Here is a 23,833-nt window from a genome sequence, read left to right as displayed (position 1 = left end):
GTATCTAAGAATGTATAGGGATAAAGCCGCAGTCGCATCCTACAGGAAAAAGGATTTTACCCAGGAGGCAACTGAAATGGATCAGGAAAAAAACCAATCAAAACAAACCGAGGCCGAGGATCGGTTCCCAAGTACCAGCTCCCTCAAAGAGACGCAAGCAGCAAATGACGTCGAAGCATCCGAGGAACTCAACGGCAGCGATTTTCGATCCGCATTTAAAAATCCGGTGACGGGCGAAGAGCGACTGTACTAATTCCTTTTTATATCCGGAGCCTTTTTCCTCAAGCGAGGATTGCAAAACGTTGTAAGCAGCATACAAGAGCGTAAAAACTCCCTGCTTTTCAGGCGGGAGTTTTTTGGCGATTCCATGCTTTTTTTGCTTGAATGAATTTGAACAAGAAGGGGAAGGAGCAGAAGGTTAGAAATTTCTGTCCAGCAATATCCCTGTTTGTTCTGCCATGGCTCGCGGAGGGATCGGCATTCCATTTCTGAACCACCATTCCACGGCCCCCACGACCGCCGCCCCAAAAAATTGAAGAACGACCTCTTCGTTTAAGCCTTGATTTGTTCCCTCGGTTACGTCGACTTCAACTTTGTACTCTTGGATGACTAAATCAAGAAATCGGCTTCGAAAATAAGCCGCGCTTTTAGTGTTTAACATGGTTGAAAAGAACAGATGATTGTCCGCGAAGTATTCAAACCAGACATAATTCCCTTCCTGGAAGCTCATTTCGGATGCAGCGTGGCAGAGCTCGCGAAGATTGTTGATATGTTCCTCAATGATTTTATCCAGCAAATCATATTTATCCATGTAATGGAGGTAAATGGTTCCCCGATTCACATTGGCCCTGTCGGAAATGTCCCGAATGGTAATGTCCTCGAAGTTTTTTTCTGTCATCAGTTCAAGAATGGCATTCTTTATGGCTTCTTGGGATTTGACAACCCTGCGATCCCGTTTGGTCATTTCGCTGTTCCTCCCTCAGATAATCGGCAATAGTTGAGATTTTGTTGAATAATCCACACATCGCAAGAAATTGATCATTGAACCTTTAGGGTTACTGGCTAGAATTATAGACGAGAGTTGATTATTCGATCAATGTTCATTTAATTCTAGGGCGATTGACATGTTTTAATCGTCCCTGACGCCAATTCCTAAGCTCGATGATTCGATGGCAACTTTTCTAAAAAGGAGGAATCCTTCAATGGATTATACGAAACTAGGAAATACCGGCATGGATGTATCCCGGATTTGCCTGGGTTGCATGGGCTTCGGCGACCCGAAAAAAGGGCATCACCGATGGGTGCTTGATGAAGAACAGGCACGTCCTATCATCAAAAAGGCTTTGGAGCTTGGCATCAATTTTTTTGATACGGCAAACGTATATGCTGACGGGACCAGCGAGGAAATCGTCGGAGCGGCACTAAAGGACTATGCTGTGCGAGATGAAATCGTCATTGCGACTAAAATACACGGACGGATGCATCAAGGTCCTAACGGAGCGGGGCTTTCCCGCAAAGCGATCATGAGCGAAATCGATAAAAGCTTGAAGAGGCTGAAAACCGATTACGTGGATGTGTACCAAATTCACCGTTGGGATTACCATACGCCGATCGAAGAGACGATGGAAGCTCTCCATGACGTCGTCAAAGCGGGCAAGGCGCGTTACATCGGGGCTTCTGCCATGTGGGCCTGGCAGTTTCAGAAGGCGTTATATACAGCCGAGAAACATGGATGGACACGGTTCGTATCGATGCAGAATCATCTGAACCTCATATATCGTGAAGAGGAGCGGGAGATGCTGCCGCTTTGTCAGGAAGAAAAAATCGGGGTCATTCCGTATAGCCCGCTGGCAGGAGGAAGATTGGCCCGGGAGGCAGTTACCCGTCGTGCCGAAACCGATGAAATTGCCAGACAAAAATACGATGCAACCGCAGATACGGATCAATTGGTGATCGACCGGGTTGCGGCTCTCGCGGAAAAACACGACGTTCGACGGGTTCACATCGCGCTTGCGTGGCTGCTTCATAAGGATCCGGTAACGGCTCCTATAGTCGGTGCGACAAAAATCGCCCAGCTCGAAGATGCGGCTGCGGCTCTTTCCATTCAGTTAACCCCCGATGAAATTGCGTTCTTGGAGGAACCTTATGTACCGCACCCAGTCGTCGGGCATTTTTAAGCAGCAACGGACAGGAGGATTTGTTATGATGAATCGGTACGAAAAGAGCCGGATAACCTGCAAGAAGCTTTTTGGCGACGAAGTCCCAGCGGCGTACGCAACAGATCCTGATATTCAGGACATCTTGAGCCGTTTCGTTTTTGGGGAAGTGTTTTATCAAGGCAACCTGGACGATAAGCAACGCGAGCTTGTAACCCTGGTCGTGCTTGCGACCAATCAAACCTTGCCCCAGCTCAAAGCACATGCTCATGCAGCGCTGAACGTCGGGCTGACGCCTGTAGAAATCAAAGAAGCTATATACCAATGTGCACCTTATTTGGGATTTCCTAAAACTTTAAGTTCCATATCGGTGATTAATGAGGTGTTCGCAGAAAGAAATATAACCTTGCCGCTCGAAAGCCAAAAGCAGGTTGGCGAGGACGACCGGTTTGAAAAAGGACTCGCCGTGCAGGTAGAGATCTTTGGCGATACGATTAAAAAAAATCGCGAGAGCGCATCGCCCGATCAGAAGCATATGCAGGATTATCTTTCCGCCTTTTGTTTTGGTGACTTCTATACCCGAAAAGGTCTCGATTTGAAAACGCGCGAGCTGCTTACCCTTTGCATGTTAAGCGCGCTCGGCGGTGCCGAAAGTCAAGTCAAGGCGCATGTCCGGGGCAATATGAATGTGGGCAATGACAAGGAAACGATGATTGCCGCCATCACGCATTGCCTTCCCTATATGGGATTTCCGAGAACATTGAATGCTTTGGGCTGCATAAACGAAATCATTCCGGAATAGCGGCGTTTTACTGCTGCCGAATCGACGATCGATCGGCAGCTTTGTCGCGTTTATTTGCGATTTGCAGCATGATGAATAGAAAATCCGCCAAGGTATTCCATGCCGATTGCGCGTTCTTCCGTACTGTGGGGACATGTGCTGACGCTGACCTTGCCGGTATCCAATGCGCGGAAGCTATTCGTGCGCCGCTGTCAGACCAGCCGGCGGGAAATGAAATATGGGTCGCTGCGCGGTTCCGCCATGGCTGTTGAAGACACGGTGATCCCATACATTTTCTGCGCATTTCCATGGGGATAGCAACTTTCCTAAGAAATAAACGTTACTATTGTAGTAATCTAATTTACAATTAGTGGGTGATATTTGTCGTGAAACTCAAGAAGTGGAAAACTGCAATCGCCGTTTTATTGATGTCATCGGCGATTTTGCCGTTGGGCGCTCAAGAATCAGAGGCGGCATCCAAGTACGTGGAGCTCGAAGCTCAATGGGAAGACGGTCAAACTGCTCATATCCAGACGCTTCATAAAGACGGAGTGACTTACGGAAGCTTGTTCTCGCTCGGCAGCGGATCAGGTCTGCTGTGGGGGATGGAAAATGACAATACGGCGGTACTGAAGAGGGATCAGAAACGCATTGTCGTACATATGGGGAGCAGGATTGCAGAAGTTGACGGCCGAGAAGTGGATATGGGCAGAGAACCTGTATGGTATATCAGCCACCTTTATGTGCCGATTCGATTCCTAGCATCCGCTTTGGACGGGGAAGTGGTCAACAGGGATCCGAAGACGGGAAAGGTCACCGTAACGGGACTCAACAATTATACGGACACTTTTTATGGAAGCATACCGGGATACAGCTTTAGGGTTCGGACATCAAACGGGGATCTCGAATTTACTGATTTGTATACGGGAAAAAAGGGATTGATTCCGCTAGGCATGAAGGACATGAACGTGAACACCCATGAACTTACCTTAAACTTCGAATCGACACCCCAGCATTTGTTAGTTTTATTCATTGAATACACGAATCGAAAGACAGGAGAATATGACCTGTATACGTTGGTATTTAAGAATCAAGGGTTGATACGAAAATCCGTTGCCCACGGGTTAAAGGAGAAGCATGATAGCTTCAAGTCGGACGGAACCATTCAACTCATCGATGATCAAAACATACGCATGATCGAAGATGGCAGCGGCAAAGTGCTTGAGGTGATCTCCCGCTGAAGGGCGGACGAAAAGAATATACGGAATCGACAAAAAGTCGCATGGCATGCGGCTTTTTTGTTCGTATTCCAGTCGGAGGACGGACGCAACTCACATGATCCAGGACGATGCCCGGATTTTTTTTCTGATAAGCTTTAACAAAAAAAGCGATGAAAGTGAGAAGTTTGGCAGCGAGATAAGGTCTATAGGGTGAATGACAAGTCAGGAGGACAATCATGATGGATTCACAGCAAGAGACGGATCTGATCCGCCGCATCATTGCTAATGACAAGCAGTTATTTTCCGTGCTCGTTGATAAGTACAAATACAACGTTTACGGAATCTTCCGGGGAATGGGGGCAAGCCATCAGGATGCGCAGGATTTGGCACAGGAAACGTTCATACGGGTGTACAAGTATTTGCCCCGGCATCAGGAAGGAAGCCGTTTCAGCGCCTGGGTCTATACGATCGCCGTTAACGTCATGAAAGATCATGTGCGCAAACGGCGCCCGATCCCCGCCGAAATGGATGGGCATGCCCAAGAGTCCGATCCGGCGGCCACGCCCGAACAGCGCATCATCCGCAAAGAAATGCAGCGGGACATATACCGGTACCTGAACCTTCTTCCCGATACCTACCGGCTCGTTCTCCTCCTCAAATACACGAATGAACTATCGTATGAGGAGATCATGGAGATTACCGGCTTAAGCAGCATCCAGGTTCGGAATGCACTGCATCGCGGAAAAAAACGACTGAAAAATGAGATGGAAAAGAAAGGAGGATTGGCCCATGAAGCCTTTTTCCAATAAAGATGACCAAACGATGAAAGATGCCCTGTTCTCCGATCTCCATATGGATGCCGATTTTACGCAACAGGTTTTGGATAAATTGGAAAACGTCCAGATGGTGAATGACAAGGAAAAGCTGCCGAATCTGAACGCTTACGCTTCCGCGAAAAGAAGACGGAGAAACCTAAAATGGATGGGGGGAGCAGCGGCGGCAGTCATCGTGTTTGGGTCAGCTTTGACTTTATGGCAGCAGCCGGAACTAAGAGACAAAGTTTCAGGCGTGTTCAAAACATACAAGACGAAACCGACGATTCCCGAAGAAACGGTACCGCCCGGCATGAAAGACTGGTTTTGGTACAACGATTACGAGCGATCGAGACCCCTTGGATTGTTGGTAAAACCGGATGTCAAAGCCGAGGATCAAGGTTATGCCATTCAAATTGAGCATGTCCTTATCGACCGCTCGCGAATCGTCATTTCCGCCCGCCAGACCGCGCCGGATGGAAGCATGCTGCAGTCTCCTTTGCGGGAAACGGACGATTTCCGAATCACGGACCTGGAGGGCAACGAAGTAGCGAAACGAGTGCCTGTCACCCTAAACTCCTATCCGGGAATCGAAGAATACGCCTATGTCTTTACGGGACCCGTGCCTGATGTGGTGATGGTGACGAGCGAAATCGGCGAAATCGAACGGTTCACGGCGACCATGCCTGACAGAAAACCGGTGAAGGTCAATTGGCATTTTCAATTCAAGCTCGATATGCGGAAGGCCAAACAGCTCTCTGCCGAAAAGCGTATTGACAAGCATTACACGTCCCCGGACGGGTTGGAGCTTGATTTCAAAAAAATTATCCGGACACCAAGCGGAATACGGTTGGATTATACGGCATCCCTTGGCGAAAAGCTAAAAAGACAGTCGAGCGATGCAGGTGCGGAAAACTTGAAGATCTTCTATCACTTGGAGACGGTTGACGGGGAAGGGAAAAGGGGGCGTTACGATTTTGGCAAGCCGGGGGTCTTCGAGCCTTTGATTCAATCCGAGCGAGCCGATGCCCATAACGAGCGAATCAAGGAGTTTATAAACATCATCCATCCTCTTGCCATGCCGCCCGAAAGCAAAAATATACGTTTCGTATTGGATGGCTTTCATATGCCGGTCCACGTGAAGGAATCCATCAGCATGAAGCCCGCCGAGCTGTCTGTAAAACCGGCTGTATTTCATGGATCGGGCGATGAGTTGGCGTTTTCCGCGTATAAACTTGGATCTTACGACTCCAAGGGGGGACAAGTGTTGATTCTGACGGCAAACGGAACCTACGTTAATCAGGAGATGAATGAAAAATGGATCGCCATTGACGAGAAAGGGCGCGAATACCCGGTTTTCGTCGGCCATGGCTCGGCACCGGACGGGGATAAAAAAATCATCCATGATTCCGAGTTTCGGATCGATGGAATGGATCATGTGCCTTCCAGGCTGACGCTTACGCGCACTGTGGTTAACCGCGTGTTCAAGGATGTCGACTGGAGTGTGGACTTGTGGGATGATACGCAGCTTCCTTGGGAAAATATGCTGAGGAAATGAACATGATCGAGTGGGGGCGGATAGATCTGCTGATCATGACACGAAAGTGATATGCTATTTTGCTAATATGCATATAGGGCGATATCCTGCCGGTAGTCCGGCAGGATTTTTCTTACGGGAAGCACCGGCCGTAACGGGTCGAAAGCGAGCCATGATGAGCGTAAGGCTCGTTTTTCCTCGATCAAATGTTATCTGGAGTAAGGGCATCTGGCAAATTTCATATAGATCAAATAGCTCTGAGAGCCTGTTGTTCCATCATGACGCTAAAGCATGTATTGCTTTAGTGTTTTTTTTTACTATGCGAGGTTGAGGACGGATTCGCCTGTCGCTTTGTTTTTAATCACGGGTTTTAAAATATTTATCATCACAACGTGTAAAATCAACAAAATTAATTTCGTAATTAATAAAATTGATTCCTTATATTTACAAATGGAATTTGCTGGTTTATAATTCAAAAAAAGAAAGGAGTAGAGTATGAAATATCCCATCATCACACAGTGTCCCGTATGCGACCATCCGCTGCACGCCGTCAAGCTGGAATGCGGGCATTGCCGGACGACGATCGAGAACAAGTTCGAATTGTCGAAGCTGGCTCTACTCTCGCCCGAACAGCTCCATTTTGTCATCACTTTTCTAGTGAACAGGGGCAACATCAAGGAAGTGGAGAAAGAGCTCGGCATATCTTACCCGACGGTCCGCGGCAAGCTTAATGATGTCATTGCGGCCCTCGGATACGATGCGCGGAAGAAGCCGGAAATCGATGAGAAGAAGGTCATTTCCATGCTGGAAAATGGCGAAATCACCGCCGATGAAGCCGTCAAAATGTTGAAGGGCGAATAAGCCAATGCTTCCGAGGCGAGCTTGTTCCGAAGCCGGTTCAGGAAGCATCGTGCCCAAAAAACTTTCAGGAGGAAAAACCGATGAAAGAAGAAATCAGCAAAGTGCTGTCCATGATGCAGGAAGGCAAAATTGATTCAGACAAGGCTTCAGAGTTGATTAGCGCGCTAAAAGAAAAGCAAATGCCCCTTACTTCGCCAAGCATGCAGGTGCTTGGGAAAGCCGACTATGCAAAGCAACCGTCGTCTTCATCCGGCGCTTATTTAGACAAAACGTTAAAAATACGGGTAACAACCCAAGATAACGATAATGTCAGCATCAATTTGCCGATTAAACTGTTGAAGGCTCTTCTTGGAGCGGGGCACAGCATCGCTTCCAATATTCCGCAGGCCGCGAAATATGTGAAGGATATCGATATCCGCCTCTTGATCGATGCCATCGAGAACGAGCTCGACGGGCAAATCGTGGACGTCCGTTCCGGTGAAAAGGATACCGTCTCCGTAGTAATTGAGTGATCGGTCATGATGATTGTGAAGGTGAAGAGCAAGGAGGGCTCACTTACGATTCCGGTCCCATATACTGTGCTGCGCATGGGGAGCGGCATCCTGACCTCCAATTTTGTCCAGCGCAAAATGAAGGGGTGGCTGAACAAAAAAGGCGGGCATTCGGGTGCGCACTCAAGTCAAAAGGAAGATTTTGATCCGGACAGCAGCCGGTTCGGGATGGAGCTGCTGCTGTCGATTCTCGAAGACCGAAACACGAAGGAAGCGATTAGGCAGCTCGTCCAAGAGTTGCAACGTTGCAAAGGAACGGTCCTGGTGGATGTTCAAGCGAAGGACGGCACGAAAGTGTTTATTAAATTGTAGTTAGGCCGTATAAGCCATGCGAGGGAACATCGGCGCATGGCTTTCATGTCCATTTGGATTCATCACCTTGAAAACGAATGGCCTGGCCGTTGAATGTTATACCAATCGGTTACATCGCATTGGCCATATTCGTTATCGCCTACAGCCACCACCGTGCCGTCCGATTTCAGGCCAAGAGTATGAGCACAACCTGCCGCGATCGCCACGATATCGCTCCAGCCGCTTACATCGCATTGGCCATGCTTATTCCAACCCACGGCCGCCACCGTGCCGTCCGTTTTCAGGACGACGGTGTGATGACTACCCGCCGCAACCGCCACGATATCGTGCCAGCCGCTTACATTGCATTGGCCATGCTTACTCAAACCTGCAGCGACCACCGTGCCGTCTGATTGAAGCCCGACGGTATGAAGATAACCCGCCGATACTGCCACGATGTTGCGCCAGCTGATTACATTGCATTGTCCGTACCGATTATTGCCAGCCGTCTCCACTGCGCCGTTCGAGGCGAGCCCGACCGTATGCCAGTCCCCCGCCGCGACCGCCACCATATCACGCCAGCCGTTTACGTTGCATTGGCCCTCAAGATTCCGTCCCACGGCCACCACTGTGCCATCCTGTTGAAGCCCGACGGTACGACTCCAACCTGCCGCAACCGCTACGATGTCGTGCCAGCCGCTTACATCGCATTGGCCATGCTTATTCCAGCCTGCGGCCACCACCATACCGTCCGATTGAAGCCCGATCGTATGAGCATTGCCCGTGTTCGTCGCCATATGCACATTACCCGCCGCGACCGCTACGATGTCGCGCCAGTTCTTCACCTCACATTGGCCATACTTATTATCGCCGACTGCCGTCACCGTGCCGTCTGCTCGGAGGCCGACGCTGTGGCGACGACCCGCCGCCAGGGGAGCTTTAGGCCACCGTTTCACTGTTAACGCGGCTTCTTTCGGTGAATGATTACCCATGTTAACCTCCTAGAAAAGAAGACTTGGTTTATATCATTTCATGCATCATCTTTATCATGATAGATGGATCCTTAAAGCAGGACGCACCCCATAACCGCCGATACTGTTATTCCCATAACTGCGAATACTGCCGCCTGTTCCTACAAAACACGCGCGCGTCGGTTTGTTGCCTTGCGTTCGCAGCCACCACCACGAGCAGCCGAGTTCTTCGCCGTCTTGCATGATATAGTTATCTTTGTTCGTTTTATCATACACATATAAGCTGCATCCGTCGGGCTTTTTCGTCTTGGCAAAACCGGTTCCGACGGCGCGCAGCAAACCTTTACCGTGAATTTCGGTTAAAACTTTAGTCTCGTCAACGCTTAGCAAAAAGACTTTGTCCTCAGTATCCGGGCAGCCTTCTCCGTTACCCGTGCAATAAGTCGTCCTGATGAGCCGCTTTTCGGCCGCATCGAATGCAGCATCATAGAATTTATGATTCAACCACTCGCGCAAATCGCAGTCATGCCACGTCATTTCCGTGCAATCCCGCCACTTCAATTCCGCGCTTTGGCCGTGGTACCTCTTGCAGTCCAAAATAGACTCGCTCAAAACAAACAGCTCGGTTCCTGAATTTTGAAGTACGCGCCATACAATCTCCCGTTCTATACCGTCTGCGGTCTGTGGATACTTGCCGAACGTAATGAAATCGCCGGGCTTGGGGTTCCCGCACGATAAGGCAAAAAGACCCTTTTCCATAAAGTTCCCTCCTTGATTTTTCTATCCGACTTCGATCATACAACATTCATGCAAGATTTCGGTTTATATGCCAATCGTCCTTGTGGGGAGGGAGGAGATTCCTTATAATATTGTTGCCGTACTTTAGGGTTTGACTTTAAGGAAGGTGCAGCCGATGGACCAAAACTTTACGCCGAAACAAATGGCCACGAGACTTCATGTCAGTACCACCACATTGAGAAGATATGAAACACTCGGCTTGGTGCCCGACGTTCCACGGACGGCCGGCAATCGGAGATGCTATACGCCGTGCCATGTTCGGGCATTTATAGCTTTGCGTGCCTTAAAAAAGGGATTCGGCATTCCCGTCAGCTACGATGTCATGGGGTTGTTAAAAAAGGGCCGCGTCGAAGAGGCTCTATGGAAAATCAACCTACAACAGCACAATATCCAAGCCGAGAAACAGCGATTGGAAGAGATCATGGGCCTGGTTCAAAAAACCGACTTCTCCAGGTACAGGAATGTGCAGGTTTCGGAAAAGATGAAAATCGGGGAGGTCGCCGCGATCGCAGGCGTCAATCCATCCGCGATCCGGCATTGGGAGAAGGAAGGGCTTATCCGCTCTATGCGGAATCCGGAGAACAGTTATAGGGTCTTTACGTCCCGAGAGTTAAAAAAGATTATTGTGCTAAGCAGTTTAAGAAAAACCGTTTATTTTATCGAAAGCATGAAGCAATTGCTTGAAGCTTTGGAGACACACGATCTCGCCGCAATTGAACGCTCCTTCAAGATGGCTTTGCAACAGCTGGATGACCAATTGATAAATCAAATGAACGGCATATCCGAAATGATGAAATATATCGACGTTTTGCAAAGCAGAGACGAAGGTTGAATACTCATAAAAGGCCCGCATTTGCTATTGGAAGCTGCGTCAAGTTTGCGGAGGATCTTCCGAGGATGGCCCGATTGAGCGGCTGAGGCAGATGTACACGACAAAATACAAGGCGGTTGCCCCTCATTTTTGAAGAGCGACCGCCTTGTTTTCGTGGTTTCAACGGATAGCAGAATTGACCTTACCAACATATGATGTCATTACAGATCACAATCGGACCTCGAAATGAATCGTCTCGAAATGAATCGTGAGGATAAAGGAGATGAATAGGGCGTTGACCATGATTACGTTTCGACAGCTCATTCAAGCAGCCATCTTGCCCGAGAAAGAAAAATTATCAAAGCCTCAGCCGCTCGACCAGGAAGCAAGATGGATTAAGAACCGTAGAGTCAAGGGAGCTTGTTGGCCATATCGCAGCGCTAAGGAACTGGGCTGGACGCTATATTCCCCCGTTGATGTAGCCATTCATCCGCTAGAGGAAATTCAAACGACAATGGAAAAACCCGAAGAATTCGCGCGGCTCAAACAGCTGACCGATATGGATGAATGGGTGCAGAAAGACGATATACTGTTGGGGGTTAAGCCGTCTTCTTGGTACAAAATCCACGAATATGAATACGAAGGACGTTACCGCTCAATGTTCATTCCGAACGGCGAGGGAACATTGGAATGGCGGCTCGGCTGGTCTATTGAAATTCCGGAGGATTACTTGTTGTTGATCCTACCGATCGAAATGAGGGAGGCTAATTTCATCGTTCATCCGGGACTTCTCTTAGGTCCATCCGTGGAGTCGGTTCAGCAGCATCTCGGATTGCCGATCGCGTTCGAGCCTCTGCGGCCCAGCACGATCCGCCGAGGAGATCCGTTAGCGAAGTTATACGTCCTGCCTAAATCGGTGCTGGCGATCAAAAGCACTACGCAATCGTAACAATGGTCATGGTGGCTCCAAGGTTATTGACCGTGAAACCTGAGACATTGACCCATTGCAGGACGCTCGGTTCGCCCGGCGGCGTCGTAACGATACTCGTGCCTGCCGTCGAGGACCCCAACGCTTGCACTGCGGAAGTAAAACTGTATGGGACTTCCGTTCCGTTCAACGTCAAGATGAATTGAACCGGAGCCGATGTGGTAGTGATATTGCCAATCTCCCGATTGATAAGGTAGGTGTGCCCGCCTGCCAAAAACACATTGGGAGACGGGGGCGTCTGCGAGATAAACGTCCCGTTAATTTCAGGCGGCATATTGAAAGGGATTGGCGAGTTGTTGGGGACATCGCCGACAAATCCACCATCGATTGTAGCGAATTCCTCCAGGAAATTAGGACCTTGCGGACCCTGCGGCCCCTGTGGACCCTGCGGACCTTGTGGGCCTTGCGGGCCCTCTGGACCTTGCGGACCTACCGATCCAGGAAGACCCTGTGGACCCTGCGGACCCTGTGGCCCGATCGGTCCCGGAGGACCTGGAGGACCTGGAGGGCCTGGAGGGCCTTGCGGGCCTGGATTGGATTGAAGCAAAACTAAATTGAGATCGATCTGGATTTGTTGAATCTCTCTCTCCAGTCGGGCAATGGCGGTTTCCGAAAGCTCAAACCTGAGAATGAAGGCATCGACACGATTGAAGATCTCTTTTAATTCGAGGCTTAGTGCTAACGGAGAGAAATCCGACGGATCGTTTTCAGCCAACATCAATTCCTGTAATGCTGGACGAACGGGGATATTAACGCCCAAGTTTTGAAATTGTTCCTGTAAAGCGATCAGTTCACTGCGAAGGGCCTGGATTTGCACATTGTTCAAATGGGCCAATCCCTCATGCAGTTGTCGTTCCAATGCTTCCAAAATGCCCAGTAACGCGTCGAACCGCGTTCTGGAAACAGGAATTTTGCGGCGCATCCTCTTCCTTACGCTACGCCCGAACTTAATTTTCTTTTTGCACATTTTGCTGATGTGCTTATGTCGTGATTTGACAAGCACTTGTTTCACCTTCCTCCAATAGGGTCCAATTGAAAATCGTTCCATCGTGATGTTCAACATATTATATCCGCACAGAACTATTGTTGCTTGGACGCTTATCATGCCTCGGCGTTCGCTTTGTAACTGTCGGACAACACGGGATGAAAAGGGACATGCGATACTCGGGTCGCCATACCCTTTACGTCAAAGATGCTGCGTTCACAATTTCGGTTCAGCTGTCCGGCAAAACTGCTCCACAATCAGAACTACGCAAAAAAGAGGCCGCCAGAAAATTTTTATCTGGTGACCTCAAAATACGTACAGGCCGTATAACGTTCAACGTACATCAAGGATATTATAATTGAGAATGTAGCTTGAACAAAAAACGGGCAAGATGAAAAAGGAAGTGTACCATGCCGATTAATTCTTTTGAAAACTATCCCATGAGCTGGAAGCCGTCGATCGATAAAACAAAAAAACCAATTTATCAAGCGCTCGCAGAGCAATTGCAGCAGGATATTTTAAACGGAAATTTATTGCCCGGAACAAAACTTCCGCCACAGCGAGAACTGGCCGATTATTTGGATTTAAATTTAAGTACCATATCGAAAGCGTTTAAAGTGTGCGAGTTAAAAGGCTTGTTAAGCGCATCTGTTGGAAGCGGAACATTTGTATCGTATGATGCGTTATCGAATGCGTATTTACTTGAAGACACCAAACCAAAGCATTTAATTGAAATGGGAGCAACACTGCCGGATAACGTTTCCTATGAGCCGCTGCTGCTTCAACTTAAAAATATGCTTCAAGAAGCGGACTATGAAAAATGGTTTGGTTATGGTCGGGCAGGGGAAAGCCTTTGGCAAAAGGATGCAGCGGTAAAATTCATCCGCAGGGGCGGGGTTGAAACAACCATTGATCATGTTTTATTTGCAAATGGGGGTCAAAATGCCATTGCTGCCACGCTGGCGAGCCTCTGTAAACCCGGAGATCGCATCGGTGTCGATCCGCACACTTACCCTGGCCTAAAGACTGCAGCGGCGATGCTTCATGTACAATTGGTGCCGATAAAATCAGAGAAAGACGAAATGAGTCCGACAGCTTTGGAATATGCATGTAAAAATGACAATATAAAAGGCATTTACCTGATCCCGGATTATCATAATCCGACAGCATCGTTCATGGGCGTCGAAAACCGAAAAGCGATTGCAGCCATAGCCCAGAAGTATCATCTGTTCATTATTGAAGATGCATCGTATCGTCTCTACAACGAAAAACCGCTTCCGGCAGTTGCATCGTTTGCACCGGAGCAGGTCATCTACATTGCGAGTTTATCGAAATCCATTGCACCGGGATTAAGACTAGCCTATGTCGCAGCGCCAAGCCAATTCAAGGAGCCGATTTCAAAAGCGCTTTACAACTTGAACGTATCCGTTTCCCCGTTGCTGGCAGAGCTGGCTGCACGAACGATTGTATCCAATCAATTTGAAGTCTTAATCAAGAGCCATCGGGAACAGACGATTCGCAGAAATCAAATCGTAAATCGATATTTGGGCGGTTATACATGTTTAGGCGATGAAACAGGCATCTTCCGGTGGCTGAGATTACCAGGCAAGATCACTGGCGCCGAATTTGAAACGTTAGCCGCACAGCATGGGATACAGGTGTACGCGGCCGAACGTTTTGTCGTTGGGAATAGTTGTCCCGAGCGAGCTGTGAGAATTTCGGTCTGTGCGCCGGAAACGATCGAAGAGCTTGAACAAGGACTAATGATCCTTAAAAGTTTGCTAAACGAGATGACCTAGTGCCCGACCCTTCATTTCCAAGGAGATCGAAGGGAAATGACCTTGGACCAAACTAATATAAAGGAGACTCTCGAAAGTTTCTGAAGAACTGCTTTATATTGTATGCCATACAATTATGACATTGTATGGTTTTTTTGCGCGTGTTATGATGATTCAAATGTTGGAGGATACAAAGAAAAATGATTGCTTCCAAGAAAGGGGGATTAGATGGTGTTACCAAAGGTCCAATCAACTGCTTCGTTACAGAATGATGTCATTCCTTCGGAAAAACTAAAAACGTTATACAAACGTACATTATTCGTCGTGAGCATATCGCAAATTTTTGGCGGTGCAGGATTAGCGGCAGGAGTTACGGTAGGGGCGCTTCTTGCACGGCAAATGCTCGGGACTGATGCGTTTGCCGGCCTTCCATCCGCGTTATTTACTTTAGGGTCGGCAGGAGCAGCTTTATTCGTTGGGCGACTTTCTCAACATTATGGACGTCGTACCGGTCTGACAGCGGGTTTTATCATCGGTGGACTAGGAGCAATAGGAATCATCATTGCTGCTATTATAAACAGCGTTATCCTGCTATTTATTTCACTGCTTTTTTATGGGTCGGGGACCGCAACAAATCTGCAAGCACGTTACGCAGGCACAGACTTAGCCAATAGTAAACAGCGTGCGACTGCCATTAGTCTTACGATGGTTTTTACAACATTCGGTGCGGTTGCAGGTCCGAATTTAGTCAATGTGATGGGGAATGTTGCGCGTTCTATTGGTGTTCCGTCTCTTGCAGGTCCATTTATTTTAGCAGCAGCAGCGTATATCTTGGCAGGAGTTGTCCTTTTCATCATGCTTCGGCCGGACCCCTTGGTCATAGCCCGGACGATTGCAGCCACCAGCCAAGTACCTGGGGATCAGGTGCATTTGACAAGAAATGAACATGCAAAAAACAAAAGAGGCATCATCGTTGGCGCAACCATCATGATTCTTACTCAAATCATAATGGTTGCTATTATGACCATGACACCCGTTCATATGAGCCATCATGGACATGGCTTGGGTGCAGTGGGTCTTGTTATTGGTTTTCATATCGGTGCCATGTATTTCCCTTCACTGGTTACAGGTGTCCTGGTCGATAAGTTTGGACGTCATACGATGGGCATTGCTTCTGGAGTTATCTTGCTTTTAGCGGGTTTAACAGCAGCTTTTGCACCAGGAGATTCAATGGTCTTGCTAATCATCGCGCTTTCTTTGCTTGGATTAGGATGGAATTTGGGGTTGATCAGCGGGACTGCACTTATCGTTGATTCGACTGTAACTTCCACACGGGCAAAAACCCAAGGTACAGTGGATGTTTTGATTGCGCTGTCGGGAGCTGCTAGCGGAGTATTGTCGGGAATGATTGTGGCAGGTTCGAGTTATCTGATATTGTCAGTTGCCGGAGGCGTTTTATCTTTATTGCTCATTCCGGTGGTGATTTGGTCACGAGGAGGCGGAAATCAACTTAACAGACAAAGTATCACAAAAAACGCTCAAAAATTTTAATGTATTATGCGAAGAACCTCAAAAGGAGCTTCGCTTTTTCGTTCAGGTCCGCCAGAAAAAAAATGGAGCTGTCATGCTTGAAACCGAGGGTGCGAGCGATCGTATCCGTGCCGGTGCGGTGATACTTGCCTTGCCTCCTCGAGCGGTTGCGCAAAACTTCTCCTTTTGCCCGCAACTGCCTCCGGATTTCATGGCCGGCATGGTCGATAAACCCACGTGGATGGCGTCTCAGGCTAAAGTCATTGCGGTGTACGAACGTCCGTTTTGGCGGGAACATGGGCTTTCTGGTCTCGCTTCAAGCTGGGAAGGACCTTTGCAGGAAATCCATGATGCATCGCCTGAAACGGGAGCAGGCGCTCTTTTTGGTTTCTTTGGAATCCCGGCGAAAACGCGCCAAGAACTGGGTGAGGAAAACGTGCTCCGCCTCGTTGTGGATCAATTGGCCCGACTTTTCGGCCCGTCTGCAGAAAATGTAACTGCCCTTCTATACAAGGATTGGTCCAGTGATCTGGACACAGCGGTAGGTAAAGATGCGGAACCCCTTCGCGACTACCCGAGTTATGGTCCGCTTGGAAGTGCGGCGAACTGGGGGAAGAAAATCATATTTGCAGGCACAGAGACTGCCGACGAGCAGGGCGGGCATCTTGAAGGTGCGCTGCAATCAGCCGAGCGAGCGGCATTGGAACTGATGGAGCTTTATAAAACCCATCGATAACCTGCGTCTTGTGCCAACACGGTTAATCGTCGAACCTATGGAAGCGGGTCTCGATGCGTTGGATTCCTCGCGCGGCCGGACACAAATCGAAATCGAAAGCGAGCATCACGGCTTTTGGTCCTGTTGCTAGCTTAGTTTTGAGCGGCCTATTAAAATAACGATTAACCGAACGCCGCCAGCGTCTGGTGGGTATTCGGCATCCGTTTTCACGAGTACGGCGTTACAAGCTAAAAAATGAGCTTACTTATGGACTTCACGACCTGACAAGAACCGTTCTCGATCTCCCGGCTAAGGCTAACCTTCTAGACTCCTTGATGCTTTGAGAGCATGCAGGTAAATTTCCTTTTCAGTGCCATTGGATAATAATGACATTGACATTCGCGGGTTTTTCCAAAATAATAGAATGTAATTGAATACTGGTACCTTTAAATCAGTCCAGAGAGGCTGGCAAGGGCAGCGGATGTTTATAATCACGCGTGAATCGGTGCATGTTCCGTCAGGGGGATGCTCTGTGTCTTCGCGCGGGTTATGATGTAAAAAAAGAGGCTACTTTGTCAGTTTGAGACTTGACGAGTAGCCTCTTTTTTCTGCTTTTTTGGTATCAGGAAACTTGAAGCTGGAGGTATTCTGATGAGCAAACAAGATCAAGAGTTTTCGTGGCAAGAGGTACCGAAAACGCAGAGAAACAATTTTTTGAAGACATTTTCCGTCATGCTGGCGTTCACGTTCTTCTCGGCAAGCATGTTGGCAGGAGGGACGCTGGGAGTCAGCTTGACCTTCATGGAGTTCATCGGAATTGTACTTGCGGGAAATTTGGTTCTCGGCATTTATACGGGAGCGCTGGCACATATCGCTGCCAAAACAGGCCTCTCAACCCACCTGCTGGCAAAATATTCGTTCGGTGAGAAGGGGTCGTACCTTCCTTCATTCCTGCTCGGCTTCACGCAGGTCGGATGGTTCGGCGTCGGCGTGGCCATGTTCGCGGTTCCGGTCGCGAGGGCGATGGATTGGAACGTGTACCTGCTGATCTTATTGTTTGGTCTCGCCATGACGGCGTCCGCCATCTTCGGCATGAAGTCGCTCGTCATTTTGGGCTATATTGCGGTTCCGGCCATTGCCATTCTCGGCGGGTATTCGATGTTCGAGGGAGCAAATTCACTGGGCGGCCTGCAAGGCTTGCTCGATTACACGCCGTCGCAGTCGCTGACGGTTGCAGCAGCGTTGACCATTTGTATCGGGTCATTTATTAGCGGCGGAACGCTGACGCCCGATTTCGCCCGGTTTTCCCGGACTTCCCGGCAGGCGGTGATCGCGACGGTCATCTCGTTTTTCCTGGGGAACTCGCTCATGTTCCTGTTCGGTGCGGTCGGCGCAATGGCTTATAACCTGGCGGATATCTCGGAGGTCATGTTCCTGCAAGGTTTGATCGTTCCGGCGATCATCGTTCTGGGGCTGAATATCTGGACGACCAACGATAATGCCCTGTATGCTTCCGGGCTGGGCTTCGCCAACATCACGAAAATTTCGAAAAAGTTTTTCGTTGTTGTGAACGGCATCGTAGGTACCGTATTTGCCATGTGGATGTACAACAATTTCGTCGGGTTTCTGAATGTGCTGGGCGCGGCGATCCCGTCGATCGGGGCGATCATCGTCGCCGACTACTTCGTTGTGAAGCGCAGAAACTATAAACCTTTTGCCGATATGGCTTTTAAGAAGGTAAACTGGATAGCGATGGCCGCTTGGGCCATCGGCGTAGCTTTCGCCCAGCTGGCTCCGGGAGTAACGCCATTGAACGCACTGATCGGCACGGCGGTGGTTTACATCGTGTTGATGCTGATCGTTCCTGCCAAAGAATCCAAAGAAAAGGGGAATTCAAATGATTATACAGAACGCAAAATTGCGGGGTAAAGAAGGCTTATGGAATATCGTCGTGAAGGACGGGAAGTTTGAACGAATTACGCAATCGCTGGAACCATCGGCGAACGATGAAATCATGGACGTTCACGGATCGCTTGTACTGCCGCCGTTCATTGAACCTCATATTCATCTGGATACTACGCTGACGGCCGGCGAGCCGGAATGGAATTTGAGCGGAACGCTCTTTGAAGGCATCCAGCGTTGGTCGGAACGCAAGGCGTTCCTGACTCACGAAGACGTCAAAACCCGCTCCAAAACGGCGCTGAAGTGGCAGATCGCGCAGGGCATCCAGCATGTGCGGACGCATGTGGACGTCACCGATCCAAGCTTGACCGCAGTGAAGGCGATGCTTGAAGTCAAAGAAGAGATGGCGCCGTACATCGATATCCAGCTTGTCGCTTTTCCGCAGGAAGGCATTCATTCCTACCCGAACGGCGCGGAACTGCTGGAAGAGTCGCTGAAGATGGGCGTTGACGTGGTCGGCGGCATTCCGCACTTCGAATTCACGAGAGAGTACGGCGTGGATTCGATGAAGGTCGCGTTTGACCTCGCCGAAAAATACGATCGTCTCATCGACATCCATTGCGATGAAATCGACGACGAGCAATCCCGTTTCGTGGAAGTCGTCGCCAAAGAAGCCTACGAACGCGGGCTGGGCTCCCGTACGACCGCAAGCCACACGACGGCGATGGGTTCCTACAATGATGCTTACACGTACAAATTGTTCAGATTGTTGAAGATGGCAGACCTGAATTTCGTCTCCAATCCTTTGGTTAACATCCACCTGCAGGGCCGCTTCGACACCTATCCGAAAAGAAGAGGGCTGACGCGCGTCAAAGAGCTGCAGGAAGCCGGGCTTAACGTGTGCTTCGGGCACGATGACATCTTTGATCCGTGGTATCCGCTGGGCACGGGCAACATGCTTCAGGTGCTGCACATGGGCATCCATGCTTCGCAGTTGCTCGGTTACGATCAAATCGTGAATTCGATCGATCTCATTACAAAAAATAGCGCAAGAACGCTGCATATCGAGGATGCGTACGGCATTGAAGAAGGCAAGCCGGCCAACTTCATCGTTCTAGAAGCAGAAAACGAATATGAAGCCGTACGCAAACAGGCGGCAGTGCTTTATTCGTTCAGAGGCGGCCGCAAAATCGCGGAAACGAAGCCGCGGGACACGTCGATCGTTCTTGAGGGCGGCGCGGAGAAGATCACTTTCAATAAATAATCGGATGAAGCGCGGGTTGCATCAAGCAGAACCTTCGTATTAAACCAACATCCCCTCATGGCTGACAGGATAACAAGGATCGCGTGAACGCGAAATCTTCCTGCATCGCATGAGGGGATTTTTAGTGCGTAAAAAATCGGATATGTACATATGTACATTCGTTTCGGACGAGAAGCATACGGGTTGAATGGCCGCATCATTGCGGCCTTTTTTGCGTTCTAAACGTGACGGGTCTTTCCGAAACCGAAGCAGTACGGCGTGCGCGCTCATTCACGCAGAGCAGGGCGTTTTTTGAAAATCGCAGGCTGCGTCTTGCTAGGCATTTGGTCCCAATATAACAGCTCATGTCAGATGCTGCCGTTTAATACAGAGAAATTTTGGGTAACTCATTCGCAGTGGTGTTAATTATTGTATCCACAATATTCATAATCGGAGGGATCATGTTGCCAGGACTGAAACTGAGAAAAAACAGCAAGCCGGCCCGGTCAAAACAACTGGATGAATCCCGGCGGAAATTTTTGAAAGCCTCGGGCATGACGCTGGGCGGTTTGGTCGTCGGCGGCGTGTTCGGGGGCGTCTTGACGGACAGTCTGGAGAAAAATCATGCCCCCGCGCCGGCGCCGGCCAGCAACAAGCCGGAAGCTTCGCTGCAGGATGCGCTGATGTTTTTTAATCAGGAGCAGTTTAAAATGACCGAAGCGGCCGTGGAACGGATTTATCCCGAAGATGAGAACGGTCCCGGTGCCAAGGCGCTGGGCGTGGCCTTTTTTATTGATCATCAGCTTGCAGGCCCGTGGGGTTATAACGCGCGGGACTATATGATGGGTCCTTTCGTGCAAGCCCAGGCAACGCAGGGAGAACAGTCGCGCCTGAAGCGCAACGAAATGTTCACGCTGGGGCTGGAAGGACTGAAGAGCTACTGCCGGCAAAAGCATCAAAAGGATTTTACGGAGCTTGAGGCCCAGAAGCAGGATGAAGTGCTGGCCGCCATGGAGAAAGGAGACCATTTTCCCATGCGCGGGGTGACGAGCAGCAGTTTCTTCAACATGCTGAGGAATTTGACGATCGAAGGGGTCTACGCGGATCCGCTCTATGGCGGCAACCGGAATATGATCGGATGGAAGATGCGCAATTTTCCGGGCAACCAAATGAGCTATGCTCAGCAGATTACGAAGGAAGGGCTGGTCAAGATCCAGCCGAAAAGCCTGCAGGCTCACATGAGCGAATAAATTTCACGGATATAAGGGGACATCAGACGTGGCCAAATTACCTAAAGTACCTGTGGTTATTGTTGGAATGGGCTGGGTCGGCGGCATTATTGCAGCCGAGCTGACCAAAGCGGGCATCCAGGTCGTCGGACTGGAGCGCGGTAAGAGCCGGAGCACGGAGGATTATTTCATGGATCATGACGAGCTCCGGTATGCGCGGCGTTTTGAATTGATGCAGGATCTGTCCAAGGAGACGATCACGTTCCGAAATTCGGAGTCCATGAGGGCGCTGCCGATGCGCAGCTATGGCTCCTTTCTGCTGGGGGACGGGCTCGGCGGCGCCGGGACGCACTGGAACGGGCAGACGCACCGCTTCCTTCCGTATGATTTTGAGATCTACAGCAAGACGGTGGAGCGGTATGGAAAAGGCAAAATTCCCGAGGGCATGCAGCTGCAGGACTGGGGAATCACGTATGACGAAATCGAACCGTATTACGATAAGTTTGAGCAGATGGCCGGCATTTCCGGTGAATCGGAAGCCAATCCGATGCTTGGCAAACGGTCCAATCCGTTTCCGACCCCGCCGATGAAGAAAACGCCGATTTTGCAAAAGTTCGAAGAGGCGTCGAAGAAGCTCGGATACCATCCGTATATGATCCCTTCGGCCAACCTGAGCGAGAACTATAAAAATCCCGACGGCATATCCCGGGCAGCCTGCCAGTACTGCGGTTTTTGCGAGCGGTTCGGGTGCGAATACGGCGCCAAGGCCGACCCTGTCGTGACCGTCATCCCGACTGCGATGGCCACCGGCAAGCTGGAAGTGCGCACGTTTTCGAACGTGACGGAAATTCTCCATGACGGCAAAAAAGCGACCGGCGTGGTGTATATCAACACAGTGACAGGGGAAGAGGTGACCCAGCCGGCGGATGTGGTCATTCTCGGCAGCTTCGTGCTGAACAACGTGCGATTGCTGCTGAACTCCAAGCTCGGGACGCCCTACGACCGAAAGACCGGACGGGGAACGATCGGCCGGAATTACGCGTATCAGGTCAACTCCGGGCATGCGGTCGGCTTTTACGATGACGAAGAGTTCAGCACGTTCATGGGAGCCGGAGCGCTCGGCATGGAATTCGACGACTTCAACGGGGACAATTTCGATCACTCCGATTTGAAGTTTTTGCACGGGGCAGGCATCCGGATCGGCCAAAACGGCCTGCGTCCGATCGAGAACAATCCGGCGCCGCAAGGCACGCCGACCTGGGGCAAGAAGTGGAAGGAAACCACGCTGAAATATGCAAACCGGGTGCTGACCGTCGCGACGCAGGGGGCCAGCCTCCCCTGGAAGCACCATTACCTGGATCTCGATCCGACCTATAAAGACATTTACGGCAAACCGTTGCTGCGGATTACGTTTGACTTTGAGGACCAGGACCGGGAGCTGACGAAATTTGTGGCCGGCAAGGCGGGCGAGGTCATGAAGGAGATGGGTCCTTCCCATATGGAGATCAAGGACAAGTTGGACCCGTATAATATCGTCCCTTACCAATCTACCCACAACACAGGCGGCGTTATTATGGGTTCGGATCCTGACACGTCCGCCGTGAACAGCTATTTGCAGATGTGGGAAGCAGAAAACGTGTTCGTCGTGGGTGCTTCGGCATTCCCGCACAACAGCGGATACAATCCGACCGATACCGTCGGCGCGCTCGCCTACAGGGCGGCAGAAGGGATCCAGAAATATTTGAAACAGGGAGGCATGCTTGTCTGAACGGCTCAGTGCCTCATGATTCCGATCGTCTTACGAATTGATATAACGTCATAGGAAAGGAGGGATAGACCATGCTTTCAACAATCGGAATACCGGGGCTGTTGCTGTTGCTGCTGCTCGCCCTCTTGCTGTTCGGGCCGTCCAAGCTGCCGCAGCTTGGCAGGGCGGTGGGAACGACGCTTCACGAATTCCGCAGTTCCGCCCGGCAGCTGACGGAAGAGGAGGATGAGAAGCAGGAAGCGGGGCGCCGCCGGGAAAATCTTTAGAATGGGTTTGTATGCATCGGTGAATGCAACTTAATGATTTCATCTGGAGGGATATAACATGAAAAAATGGATGCTGATGGGACTTACGTTAATGCTTGTTCTGGTACTAAGCGCCTGCGGAAGCAGCGGAAAAGGAGGCAGCTCGTCGGACGAGTCCTCGTCTTCGGGCGGATCGGACGGCGTGAAAGAAATCAAGGTGACGGCGTCAAACTTTAAGTTCGAGCCTTCGGAGATCAAAGTCAAAAAAGGCGAGAAAGTCAAAATTACGCTGGAAAACAACGAAGGAAACCACGGCCTGGCCATTCCGGATTTCAACGTGGACCTGCAGCAGCCGGGCTCTGCCGAATTTATCGCCGATCAGGCCGGGGAGCATGAATTCCACTGCTCCGTCATGTGCGGAGCCGGACACAGCGACATGAAGGGAACCCTGATTGTTGAATAAGCATGCTTAAACGCTTAAAAGCCGCATTGTTGCGGCTTTTTTTGTATGGTCTATACTAATTTCCAATTGCCGATGTAACGAGAGAACGCAGAACGGCAATGATCACGGGATGAGATGCGTTGTACCGATGAAACGCGGCTACTCGAATTTCGAAGGAGGCACGTTGTAATATTTCTTGAAAGCTTTCATTGGCGCCAC

Annotated in this window: 24 protein-coding genes; 20 read left to right on the top strand and 4 right to left on the bottom strand. The window is 49.9% G+C overall.

The window, feature by feature from the left end; genetic code table 11:
* Positions 1–76 precede the first annotated feature (76 nt).
* Positions 77–253 carry a hypothetical protein gene (locus tag AC27KL_RS15550; RefSeq protein ID WP_487170282.1) on the top strand — a complete coding sequence of 59 codons (177 nt, stop codon included), beginning with the start codon at positions 77–79 and terminating at the stop codon, positions 251–253.
* A 165-nt stretch (positions 254–418) separates the two neighbouring features.
* On the opposite strand, the gene AC27KL_RS15545 is transcribed toward AC27KL_RS15550, so the two are convergent.
* Positions 419–964 carry a TetR/AcrR family transcriptional regulator gene (locus tag AC27KL_RS15545; RefSeq protein WP_487170281.1) on the bottom strand — a complete coding sequence of 182 codons (546 nt, stop codon included), beginning with the start codon at positions 962–964 and terminating at the stop codon, positions 419–421.
* A gap of 238 nt (positions 965–1,202) precedes the next feature.
* On the opposite strand from AC27KL_RS15545, the gene AC27KL_RS15540 reads away from it, so the two are divergent.
* From AC27KL_RS15540 to AC27KL_RS15505, 8 genes are all read left to right on the top strand, one after another.
* Entirely contained in the window at positions 1,203–2,177 is a 975-nt protein-coding gene (locus AC27KL_RS15540) for an aldo/keto reductase (protein WP_487170280.1), read from the top strand.
* Positions 2,178–2,202: 25 nt separating this feature from the next.
* The gene (locus AC27KL_RS15535; protein WP_487170279.1) at positions 2,203–2,958 is read left to right on the top strand and encodes a carboxymuconolactone decarboxylase family protein; all 756 of its coding nucleotides are present in this window, start codon (positions 2,203–2,205) and stop codon (positions 2,956–2,958) included.
* 365 nt (positions 2,959–3,323) lie between these two features.
* Positions 3,324–4,178 (top strand): stalk domain-containing protein, encoded by an 855-nt coding sequence (locus tag AC27KL_RS15530; RefSeq protein WP_487170278.1) that lies wholly within the window; start codon positions 3,324–3,326, stop codon positions 4,176–4,178.
* A 215-nt stretch (positions 4,179–4,393) separates the two neighbouring features.
* The gene (locus tag AC27KL_RS15525) at positions 4,394–4,966 is read left to right on the top strand and encodes an RNA polymerase sigma factor (RefSeq protein ID WP_487170277.1); all 573 of its coding nucleotides are present in this window, start codon (positions 4,394–4,396) and stop codon (positions 4,964–4,966) included.
* Positions 4,947–6,527: a DUF4179 domain-containing protein gene (locus AC27KL_RS15520; protein ID WP_487170276.1), complete on the top strand. Its 1,581-nt coding sequence runs from the start codon at positions 4,947–4,949 to the stop codon at positions 6,525–6,527. Before AC27KL_RS15525 ends, AC27KL_RS15520 begins: the two co-directional genes overlap by 20 nt.
* Before the next feature lie 474 nt (positions 6,528–7,001).
* Positions 7,002–7,367 (top strand): DUF2089 family protein, encoded by a 366-nt coding sequence (locus AC27KL_RS15515; RefSeq protein WP_487170275.1) that lies wholly within the window; start codon positions 7,002–7,004, stop codon positions 7,365–7,367.
* 80 nt (positions 7,368–7,447) lie between these two features.
* The gene (locus tag AC27KL_RS15510; protein ID WP_487170274.1) at positions 7,448–7,879 is read left to right on the top strand and encodes an SHOCT-like domain-containing protein; all 432 of its coding nucleotides are present in this window, start codon (positions 7,448–7,450) and stop codon (positions 7,877–7,879) included.
* Positions 7,880–7,885: 6 nt separating this feature from the next.
* The gene (locus AC27KL_RS15505; protein ID WP_487170273.1) at positions 7,886–8,230 is read left to right on the top strand and encodes a hypothetical protein; all 345 of its coding nucleotides are present in this window, start codon (positions 7,886–7,888) and stop codon (positions 8,228–8,230) included.
* Between the two features lie 62 nt (positions 8,231–8,292).
* Here AC27KL_RS15505 and AC27KL_RS15500 read toward each other — a convergent pair whose 3' ends face one another.
* Complete coding sequence (locus AC27KL_RS15500) at positions 8,293–9,201, bottom strand: RCC1 domain-containing protein (protein WP_487170272.1); 909 nt, start codon at positions 9,199–9,201, stop codon at positions 8,293–8,295.
* A 54-nt stretch (positions 9,202–9,255) separates the two neighbouring features.
* On the bottom strand, positions 9,256–9,939 hold the full coding sequence (locus AC27KL_RS15495; protein ID WP_487170271.1) for a DUF6273 domain-containing protein: 684 nt from the start codon (positions 9,937–9,939) through the stop codon (positions 9,256–9,258).
* 154 nt (positions 9,940–10,093) lie between these two features.
* Here AC27KL_RS15495 and AC27KL_RS15490 point away from each other — a divergent pair, with 154 nt between their 5' ends.
* Complete coding sequence (locus AC27KL_RS15490; protein ID WP_487170270.1) at positions 10,094–10,810, top strand: MerR family DNA-binding transcriptional regulator; 717 nt, start codon at positions 10,094–10,096, stop codon at positions 10,808–10,810.
* 274 nt (positions 10,811–11,084) lie between these two features.
* Positions 11,085–11,738, top strand: coding sequence for a hypothetical protein (locus AC27KL_RS15485; protein ID WP_487170269.1), 654 nt, complete (start codon positions 11,085–11,087; stop codon positions 11,736–11,738).
* Here AC27KL_RS15485 and AC27KL_RS15480 read toward each other — a convergent pair.
* A complete protein-coding gene (locus AC27KL_RS15480; protein WP_487170268.1) occupies positions 11,725–12,837 on the bottom strand; it encodes a hypothetical protein in 1,113 nt (370 codons plus the stop codon). The two genes, AC27KL_RS15485 and AC27KL_RS15480, sit on opposite strands and share 14 nt — an antisense overlap.
* Before the next feature lie 335 nt (positions 12,838–13,172).
* On the opposite strand from AC27KL_RS15480, the gene AC27KL_RS15475 reads away from it, so the two are divergent.
* The 9 genes from AC27KL_RS15475 (at position 13,173) to AC27KL_RS15435 (ending at position 23,635) form a co-directional block, all read left to right on the top strand.
* Positions 13,173–14,561, top strand: coding sequence for an aminotransferase-like domain-containing protein (locus AC27KL_RS15475; protein WP_487170267.1), 1,389 nt, complete (start codon positions 13,173–13,175; stop codon positions 14,559–14,561).
* Between the two features lie 207 nt (positions 14,562–14,768).
* Complete coding sequence (locus tag AC27KL_RS15470) at positions 14,769–16,091, top strand: MFS transporter (protein ID WP_487170266.1); 1,323 nt, start codon at positions 14,769–14,771, stop codon at positions 16,089–16,091.
* On the top strand, positions 16,045–16,806 hold the full coding sequence (locus tag AC27KL_RS15465) for a flavin monoamine oxidase family protein (RefSeq protein WP_487170379.1): 762 nt from the start codon (positions 16,045–16,047) through the stop codon (positions 16,804–16,806). Before AC27KL_RS15470 ends, AC27KL_RS15465 begins: the two co-directional genes overlap by 47 nt.
* Positions 16,807–17,436: 630 nt before the next feature.
* On the top strand, positions 17,437–18,714 hold the full coding sequence (gene codB, locus AC27KL_RS15460) for a cytosine permease (RefSeq protein ID WP_487170265.1): 1,278 nt from the start codon (positions 17,437–17,439) through the stop codon (positions 18,712–18,714).
* Positions 18,683–19,951 (top strand): cytosine deaminase, encoded by a 1,269-nt coding sequence (locus tag AC27KL_RS15455; protein WP_487170264.1) that lies wholly within the window; start codon positions 18,683–18,685, stop codon positions 19,949–19,951. The genes codB and AC27KL_RS15455 overlap by 32 nt, the downstream gene beginning before the upstream one ends.
* Positions 19,952–20,394: 443 nt before the next feature.
* On the top strand, positions 20,395–21,180 hold the full coding sequence (locus AC27KL_RS15450) for a gluconate 2-dehydrogenase subunit 3 family protein (RefSeq protein ID WP_487170263.1): 786 nt from the start codon (positions 20,395–20,397) through the stop codon (positions 21,178–21,180).
* A gap of 67 nt (positions 21,181–21,247) precedes the next feature.
* On the top strand, positions 21,248–22,927 hold the full coding sequence (locus AC27KL_RS15445; RefSeq protein ID WP_487170378.1) for a GMC family oxidoreductase: 1,680 nt from the start codon (positions 21,248–21,250) through the stop codon (positions 22,925–22,927).
* Positions 22,928–22,998: 71 nt separating this feature from the next.
* On the top strand, positions 22,999–23,193 hold the full coding sequence (tatA, locus tag AC27KL_RS15440) for a twin-arginine translocase TatA/TatE family subunit (protein WP_339324812.1): 195 nt from the start codon (positions 22,999–23,001) through the stop codon (positions 23,191–23,193).
* Between the two features lie 58 nt (positions 23,194–23,251).
* Positions 23,252–23,635 carry a cupredoxin domain-containing protein gene (locus AC27KL_RS15435; protein ID WP_487170262.1) on the top strand — a complete coding sequence of 128 codons (384 nt, stop codon included), beginning with the start codon at positions 23,252–23,254 and terminating at the stop codon, positions 23,633–23,635.
* Positions 23,636–23,833 lie beyond the last annotated feature (198 nt).

Source organism: Paenibacillus sp. YAE3 (genome assembly GCF_057546105.1).
Note: the sequence above shows the minus strand (reverse complement) of the source record. Positions and strands in the feature narration are given on the sequence as shown.

Excerpts from the sequence above, each read along its gene's own strand:
- AC27KL_RS15550 (WP_487170282.1), top strand. The coding sequence starts at position 77 with ATGGATCAGGAAAAAAACCAATCAAAACAAACCGAGGCCGAGGATCGG.
- AC27KL_RS15545 (WP_487170281.1), bottom strand. The coding sequence starts at position 964 with ATGACCAAACGGGATCGCAGGGTTGTCAAATCCCAAGAAGCCATAAAG.
- AC27KL_RS15540 (WP_487170280.1), top strand. The coding sequence starts at position 1,203 with ATGGATTATACGAAACTAGGAAATACCGGCATGGATGTATCCCGGATT.
- AC27KL_RS15535 (WP_487170279.1), top strand. The coding sequence starts at position 2,203 with ATGATGAATCGGTACGAAAAGAGCCGGATAACCTGCAAGAAGCTTTTT.
- AC27KL_RS15525 (WP_487170277.1), top strand. The coding sequence starts at position 4,394 with ATGATGGATTCACAGCAAGAGACGGATCTGATCCGCCGCATCATTGCT.
- AC27KL_RS15520 (WP_487170276.1), top strand. The coding sequence starts at position 4,947 with ATGAAGCCTTTTTCCAATAAAGATGACCAAACGATGAAAGATGCCCTG.
- AC27KL_RS15515 (WP_487170275.1), top strand. The coding sequence starts at position 7,002 with ATGAAATATCCCATCATCACACAGTGTCCCGTATGCGACCATCCGCTG.
- AC27KL_RS15510 (WP_487170274.1), top strand. The coding sequence starts at position 7,448 with ATGAAAGAAGAAATCAGCAAAGTGCTGTCCATGATGCAGGAAGGCAAA.
- AC27KL_RS15505 (WP_487170273.1), top strand. The coding sequence starts at position 7,886 with ATGATGATTGTGAAGGTGAAGAGCAAGGAGGGCTCACTTACGATTCCG.
- AC27KL_RS15500 (WP_487170272.1), bottom strand. The coding sequence starts at position 9,201 with ATGGGTAATCATTCACCGAAAGAAGCCGCGTTAACAGTGAAACGGTGG.
- AC27KL_RS15495 (WP_487170271.1), bottom strand. The coding sequence starts at position 9,939 with ATGGAAAAGGGTCTTTTTGCCTTATCGTGCGGGAACCCCAAGCCCGGC.
- AC27KL_RS15490 (WP_487170270.1), top strand. The coding sequence starts at position 10,094 with ATGGACCAAAACTTTACGCCGAAACAAATGGCCACGAGACTTCATGTC.
- AC27KL_RS15475 (WP_487170267.1), top strand. The coding sequence starts at position 13,173 with ATGCCGATTAATTCTTTTGAAAACTATCCCATGAGCTGGAAGCCGTCG.
- AC27KL_RS15470 (WP_487170266.1), top strand. The coding sequence starts at position 14,769 with ATGGTGTTACCAAAGGTCCAATCAACTGCTTCGTTACAGAATGATGTC.
- codB (WP_487170265.1), top strand. The coding sequence starts at position 17,437 with ATGAGCAAACAAGATCAAGAGTTTTCGTGGCAAGAGGTACCGAAAACG.
- AC27KL_RS15455 (WP_487170264.1), top strand. The coding sequence starts at position 18,683 with ATGATTATACAGAACGCAAAATTGCGGGGTAAAGAAGGCTTATGGAAT.
- AC27KL_RS15445 (WP_487170378.1), top strand. The coding sequence starts at position 21,248 with ATGGGCTGGGTCGGCGGCATTATTGCAGCCGAGCTGACCAAAGCGGGC.
- tatA (WP_339324812.1), top strand. The coding sequence starts at position 22,999 with ATGCTTTCAACAATCGGAATACCGGGGCTGTTGCTGTTGCTGCTGCTC.
- AC27KL_RS15435 (WP_487170262.1), top strand. The coding sequence starts at position 23,252 with ATGAAAAAATGGATGCTGATGGGACTTACGTTAATGCTTGTTCTGGTA.